The organism is bacterium (genome assembly GCA_040757115.1).
Classification (GTDB): domain Bacteria; phylum UBA9089; class CG2-30-40-21; order CG2-30-40-21; family SBAY01; genus JBFLXS01.
This window is the reverse complement of sequence record JBFLYA010000180.1, coordinates 1-7567: the sequence shown is the minus strand read 5'-3', so window position 1 is coordinate 7567 and position 7567 is coordinate 1. Positions and strand designations below refer to the sequence as shown.

Annotated in this window: 3 protein-coding genes; all 3 read right to left on the bottom strand. The window is 36.8% G+C overall.

Annotated elements, in window-relative coordinates; genetic code table 11:
- Positions 1-208: 208 nt before the first annotated feature.
- The 3 genes from AB1422_13990 to AB1422_13980 all read right to left on the bottom strand — a co-directional run bounded on the left by AB1422_13990 (position 209) and on the right by AB1422_13980 (position 7038).
- Positions 209-1135, bottom strand: coding sequence for a DUF6263 family protein (locus AB1422_13990; GenBank protein MEW6620424.1), 927 nt, complete (start codon positions 1133-1135; stop codon positions 209-211).
- A gap of 598 nt (positions 1136-1733) precedes the next feature.
- The gene (locus tag AB1422_13985) at positions 1734-2645 is read right to left on the bottom strand and encodes a PorV/PorQ family protein (GenBank protein MEW6620423.1); all 912 of its coding nucleotides are present in this window, start codon (positions 2643-2645) and stop codon (positions 1734-1736) included.
- Position 2646: 1 nt separating this feature from the next.
- Positions 2647-7038, bottom strand: coding sequence for a hypothetical protein (locus AB1422_13980; GenBank protein ID MEW6620422.1), 4392 nt, complete (start codon positions 7036-7038; stop codon positions 2647-2649).
- Positions 7039-7567: the final 529 nt, after the last annotated feature.

The window sequence follows — 7567 nt, the reverse complement described above, 5'->3', positions numbered from 1 at the left end:
AATTCCTCCAACTCTTTGAGAAACCCTGCTACTTCCTCTTTGAAATTTGATTTGTAATTTTGCATTTTGATATTTATATTTGATATTTAATATTTGATATTTAATATTTATTTGTTGTCTTCCTGAAATCCTATTTTGCAGAACCCTATACACTATTTTAACCTTTATGCTAGATTAAAACACCACCAAAATTTCACTCTTAATCTTCTTATTCGAGTTCGAGTAATGTTTGTGTCTTAAAATCCAGATTCATTTTTAATTCTCTTTCAGGCTGGCTATAATTGACCTGCATCTTGACATCCATTTCTAAATCATTACTCATTAACCTTCCTTGTTGATATGCAAAAATCATTTTCCCTTTGCCTTGAGCCGCACCGTTAAATGTTACCTTTGAAATGTCTATTTCCTGTGGGAATACAAAGGGTTCTCTTTCACTAACAGTCAGGTTTGCCTCTATCCCTACTTGAACACACTCAATTCCTCTTATTTGTGTCCATTTTTCAATAGTATAGGTAAATTTCCCACGCGTCGTGCCCAATAATGGAATATTATAACTTAATTCACGAATCCAACTATCCCCCACTTTCATTTCTTCTAATGGGAATCTTTGATAACTTCTCTCAATTAATGTGACTATATTTTTTTCCCATTCTGCCTTAAATTTTGGAATCAATTCTTGCTGAATATTTTCTGGTATCTGACCAGGAATCTCTTCTATCCCTATTTGTTTTAACAAAGAACCATCTTTTCCTACTTTTATATTAAGACTTTTGCCTTCCAGAAGATTAAAAAATGGATTTACCTGTTTTTGGCTGAAGATTGGCGTTTTAATATCTTGTTCAAAAGAATCATAGCTGAAGTCTATATTTGCCACCCCACCTTCCTCGATTCCTGTAACTTTTTGGGTAAATTTACAGCTTGTCTCCATCAGGACTTCAATGGGGGAAGTAGAAGTGCCCAAAATTGGTAATCCCTCTGTGGTAATTATCCCTTTGGAAATATTAGAGAATTTATATTTAAGTATCTCGCCAGACTGATATTTATATTGGAGTAGGATACTCTTCTCTTTTTGGAAACAACCACACATAAATATTATTAATAGAATTAATGATGAAATTATCCCTTTTTTTCTCATTATTATTATTTTATACAAAGAAGTGTATTTTGTCAACAAAAATTTAAAGGTTGAGGTAATGCGTCAGTAAAATAAAATGGGGGATTTTCCTGAAAATAGTTAATTAGAGATTAGAGAATTAGTGAATTAGAACCTGCACTCTTGCTAATCTCTAATCTCCAATCTCTATGCTCAATTTTCATCGTCATTTGTGCCCTGGAGGGGTATGAGGATTTCTCCTGCTTTTTACTTCTTACTTTGTAAGCGTTCAGGTGGTGTAACAAAAGGAGATGTGGAGATTAAGGAGATAGGGAGATATTATTAAAAAATTGGTAACTATTCACCATTCACCATTCACAATTTCTTCCCTAAATTTCCTTAATAATGGTAAATGGTGAATTGTCAATTGTGAATTGTGAATTATCACTCTTCACGGTGTCAAGCAAACCTGGCCCAAGAGTTCGATGCACCGCTATAGCGCATCCAATGACTCTATTCGATAATTCATCAAATTTCACTTCGTGCTCTCCGTGCCCTTCGTGGTGAATAGTTACCTTACTTTTTACTTTCTTCTCCGTTTTATCCGTGTTAATCAGTGGCTGAACAGTTACCAGATGCCTTACTCAGATAAGAAGTCCATACGCAGAGAAATGCGGTGGGTATCGCCTAAGTTACCATAGGGGGCAAAACCATAATCTATCGCATAATTCATTACTTTTAATCCCACACCACCAGAGAATCCAGAACCAATATCCGGGTCTGTTCGATACCCGGCGCGTAATGCCAGGGCATCTATCAATTGATATTCAACCCCAAGCCGTAAATTCATCTCATTATCCACAGGTTTATTTGCATCAAGGGCAATGAGCAACCGTTCATCAAGTAATTTTACCGACATCCCGGCTTTTATGTTTATGGGCAAATCAGATTTTTCTTGAATAAATTTTAGCCCGGAACCTACATTTTGAAGACATAAACCAAAGGAGAGGTTATCAATCACTGTTTTATAAAAGGTGCCAAAATCAAATGCTATTGTAGAGGCATCCTCTTGTTCTATTTTTTCATAGATAATCTTAAGATTTGCCCCAACAGAAAGTCTATCATTCCAGGGATGGGCATAAGAAATGGTCAAGCAAGAATCCCGGGCAGTCCAATCCTCTGCTGGTTTATTCCCAACCAGACTACCTTTTATATCACCCATATGGAGATAGGCTAAACTTCCACCAAGGACTCCACCCCACCACATCTGCTGAGCATAACCAAGATATTCATATTTTATAGATTGAAACCATTGATTATGCATGGCAGTCAAAGAAATAGTTCCGGCATAGACTAAGCCCGCAGGGTTATAATTGATGGTATTGACATCATCTCCTACGCCAGCAAAGGCACCGGCTAAAGCCCCCTGTCTTGCCCCAACATCTAACTTTAAAAAATTAGCACAGGTTTCCCCGGTATACTTATCCTGGGCAAAAACAGGTAAAGTAATTATAAGATTTATAAAACATATGAGATTTATTAATTTTTGCATTTTATCTTATTACTCCTAATTTTCCAACTACACAGGCACCGCTACTATCATAAGCGACATAAATATAAATGCCACTACTGACTAATCTACCGGCATCATTTCGTAAGTTCCATCGCCAACCGCTATAATCTATTTCCGAGTTTTTGGATTCACGAACCAATTCACCCGCAATGGTATAAATTTCAACCTTATTCACACCCACGAATGTTATAACTTCATAATCGCCACCAGCACCAAGTTCACCATTTTCTTTTATCCCATCATTATCCTTGAATGGATTTGGTGAGATGCTAAAATTAGCCAGGGAATTAGCATATAGTCCAATCCTGAATACCGAGAAATGTTCTACCTCTGCGGTAACACGATTATTAACCACATCTACGGATTGTTTTCCTTCGACCACTACCCATTTATTCTCGCGTAACTCAAATATTCGCAATAAATTCTCAGTTTCATAAGAACCTAAATCAGTATAGTCAATCGTAAGTTTAGCCTTTGTTTGCGGGGCAGGAGATTTAACATTTAGAGGTAACCAGGCTGTGGTAATCTTTCTGACCGTATTATCTAAAGCGGCTAAGGTATTCATAGCGGGGATACCAGATGGCTCTTTCTCAACTGTGACAAGGACATCATAAGTATTGGAAAAAGGGATAAGGATTTCAATGATTGTGGGAGAAAAGGTTAAAATTGTTGTCGTGCCTTTTGGAACTACGGCTGATGAAATAAAGGTATTATTTACCTCAAATGGTGTTGATACCCCAGAAGTGCCATATTCTATGTCATACGGGGTAACCTTTATTTTGTAATCTTTAGCTGACTGATTTTTCTCATCAACCGATGAGAGCCAGGTTAAAGTTTTTCCTGTTCCAGGGAGAATATCAGTTGTCGTTCCAACGACCGTCGCAGTTGCCCATTTATTTCCTGCGGAGCCACCTTGATATTCCACAAAAACCTGGCAGAAATCACTATCCTGGTCATAAAGGTCATACGAAATCTCTATCTGACCTAATTGACCAACAGGTTTAGTTGTAACATTAGTAATAATGGGTAAATTATTTCTATTTCTCAAGTAAAAACTGACCGTGGCAGTAGGACCATCGGCAATGCCATCATTTGGAATAAGTCGAAGGTAAATGTATGTTTTCGTCGCAATTATATCCTCTTTAGAAAACCAGGTAAATGTCTGATTTGTCCCTTCTGGTGTAGATTCTAAGTCAGATTTAGGTGTGCCGGTTGCCGAATACCAATATTGTCCATCTGTTGAATATGCTACCTTGATATTACATTTATTCCATTGTTCATCTGCAAGTATATAGCCTATCGTCACACTGCCAGTCTGAACACTTTGAGTCCCTTTCGGATTGATAATCGTTAGTTGTGGTGGGGTATTTTCAGCGGGTCGGCTAATGGAATATCGAAATACATACCCGGCTTTGCTTCCGACTATCAAGTCAATGGTGTCTTGGCTCTGTGTTAATATGCCAGGTTTTGAGTTGGCATTAACTTTGATTGGCGCTCCATCGAGTTTAATCTTAGACCCTGTTTTAAATGAAGGGGTTCCATTTGCGCCAAGATTTTTGTAGAAAAAGACAAACCCTTCCTCATTCCCAATAATCAAATCGTCACGACCATCTTTATCCCAATCAATAATAAAAGGTGCGGCATTATTGCCGACATCTAAATCGCTATTTCCTTGAATCTTAACCCCTGGGGATAATAAAGGTGAGGTATCTTCTTGAGGTGAGACATTTTTATTCAAATAAAGATAGACATTACCATTTCTATCACCAGCCAATAAGTCTTTATAACTATCTCCATTCCAGTATGTCACAACAGGGGTAGCGTAACCGCCATAGAGTTTAAGGTTAGATGTGCCAATTTGAATTTTTTTACCTTTCGCTAATACTAAATGATCACCAGTATTTTCAAAAAATGTCACATAACCTTCTTTATCTCCAACTAATAAATCTTTTTTGCCACTACTATTCCAATTGCAGACATAAGGGCTGGCATAACTATCTACCTGGAGTAAACCACCTCCCTGGATTTGCAATGGAACTGCGACCTTAAATACTGGAGATTGATTTGACCCTATATTTTTGCAAAAATAGACATAACCATTTTCACCGCCTACGAGAAGGTCATCACTTCCATTTTCGTCCCAATTTATAACTATGGGACTGGAATAAGGATTTATATTCAGGTCTGCACCATTAAGTTTTATTCTTTGCCAGTTGTAGATAGTCACATTATCCACCCAGAATTCACCTGTTTTTCCAGACTCACCTTCCACCTGACTATCAGAAGGGATAATTTTTATTATTACCTTTTTTATCACCCCACCTAAATCTCCAAAAGAATTCCAGACAAAACTATGGTTTACTCCTTCTTTAGATGAGTTTAAATTTGACATTCCATCTCCGGCATTTGCAACTGCGGACGCTGTTATCCAGGTATACCCACCATCCGGAGAATATTCCACCACAATCGAACAAGGATTATTTTCATCGTCTTGTAGGAGATACTTAATGGTTACATCTTTAGTTTGCGTGCCGACAGGTGTATCACATAAAACCACCGGAGCCGAATTTTCTCTACTACCGGTATAAAGATTAATGTAACCGTCTTCCTCTCCTACAATCAAATCAAGTATATTATCGTTGTTCCAATTCATAACTATTGGTGCGGCATAACCTGAGACTTGCAAGGGTTGCGCGTTGGCTTGAATTTGAAAATGATAAGACTGGTCATTGGTAAATATTGGATTGGCGTCATTACCAATATTCAAATATACATTCAAATATCCATCTTTATTCCCAATAACTAAATCCTTCCCATTAATCTCATCAAAATCTATGACAAAAGGTTTAGCATTTTGGGTAACAGTAATATCCGTCCCATCTGCTTTGATTCGTTGAGGAGATTGAGGGAATACGGGTTTTTGGTTGGTCCCGGAGTTTAAAAAGAGATTTAGATAACCATAGTTGTCACCTACCAATAAGTCCATTAATCCATCATTATTCCAATCAGTTATGATTGGCGTAGCATCCCCTGTAACTTTTAATGGTTGATTAGTTCCAGTTCCGGTAGTGGCTTTAGTTCCCGGTTTAAAAAGTGGTGAATCATCAGTTTTAGAATTAATAAATATATATATGAAACCCTGACTATCTCCTACAATTAAATCTTTAATACTATTACCATCCCAATCATAGACATACGGGCTGGCATTATCGCCGACATCTAAATCTACTATGCCGGTTAGTGTCCCAGCATCTACCTGAAATGTATAGGCATCACTAAATTTAGGGTCATTATCATTTCCAGAGTTTAGATAAAGTTTTACATTGCCATTTTCATCACCGACAACCATATCTTTTGCCCCATCATTATTAAAGTTTAAAACATGAGGAATAACTCTGCTACCAGCATCAAGGTCTGTTGGGGCACCGGCAATCTTAGATGGGATAGAAAATACAGGTGGCTTATCGCTTAAGTTGAGATAAAGATTTAAAGACCCATCTAACTCACCAATTAATAAATCAATATTTCCGGAATTATTCCAATCAGTAATAAACGGGGCGGCATTAAATCCTACATCTATGTCTTTATTATTTGCTTGAACCTTATTGCCAGTAGTAAAAGTAGGGGTGCCTGTAGTAGTTTTAGTGCTACTTAAAAAGACATATATCTCACCTTCACGATTGCCAACCACTAAATCTTTATTTCCCTTCCCATCCCATTGAACAACTTGCGGGACGGCATCATTTCCTACAGATAATGTTGTCGTCCCGGCTAATACCAGATACCCCTGGCTAAATCGAGGTTCATTTTGAGTGCCTTCATTCAAATATACCCATATATTCCCTAATGCATTGCCAATGATAAGATCTTTTTCCCCATCATCATTCCAGTCAGCAACAAACGGTGTGGCATTAGAAGATACATTAATTTCAGCAATCTCTATCCCTGGTTGGAAAGCAGGTGAACTATTTGGAAAAGGTCCATTTGAACTTATAAACAAAGTTATTTCACCATTACCATTTCCAACAATTAAGTCTAAATCATTCTGATTATCCCAATTGACTACAAATGGAGCTGCATTAGAATTTACATTAATTGGAAATCCATCAACTTTAATTTCACTCCCACTAAGAAATTGAGGGGAATTATTCGTCGTGTCAAAATTTTGATAGAACCAAACCGTTCCTTTCCCATCGCCTATAATTAAATCCTTTGAATCGTCATGATTAAAATCTATAACCATAGGGACAGCATTTGAGGGTACTGTAAGCAAGTATGATTGCATTCTGGTCCCCTCATTAAATTTAAGACTGCCAGCAGAAGCAGAACTAACAATAAAAATACTTAATAATATTGTGATATATCGTTTCACTTTAGCCCTCTTGTAAAAAGTTTTTATTTTTCACCGCAGAGACGCAAAGATAGAAAAGAGAAACAAAGAAGCGGGGAAATGGAGAAATATTCTTCCCTTCTCCTCTCTCTTTATTTATCGACTTTTTTCTCTAATTTCTTTAGCCTTTTGTTAGACCAAATTAAATAAAAAAACTGGGAGTATGAAAAAATTATAATTCTTCCTCCCAGTGTTCATATATTATACACTAAATTTTATATAATGTCAATAAAAAAGATTGGTAAGCGTTCAGGTGGTGTAACAAAAGGAGATGTGGAGATTAAGGAGATAGGGAGATATTATAAAAAAATTGAAATTAATAGAAACTAATAGAAATTTATGGAAATTTGTTGTTTTCCACAATCAATTTCTACCTATTTCTATAACTCGATGTTCAAGTTTTTGGATAGGACTCAATATGATAGAAGTTTTTGGCACGAATTAGCTAAATAAAGAAAGGTCTTTTGCCGATAGTAGAAATAGTGTGAAGACACGAAATTTACTATTCGGG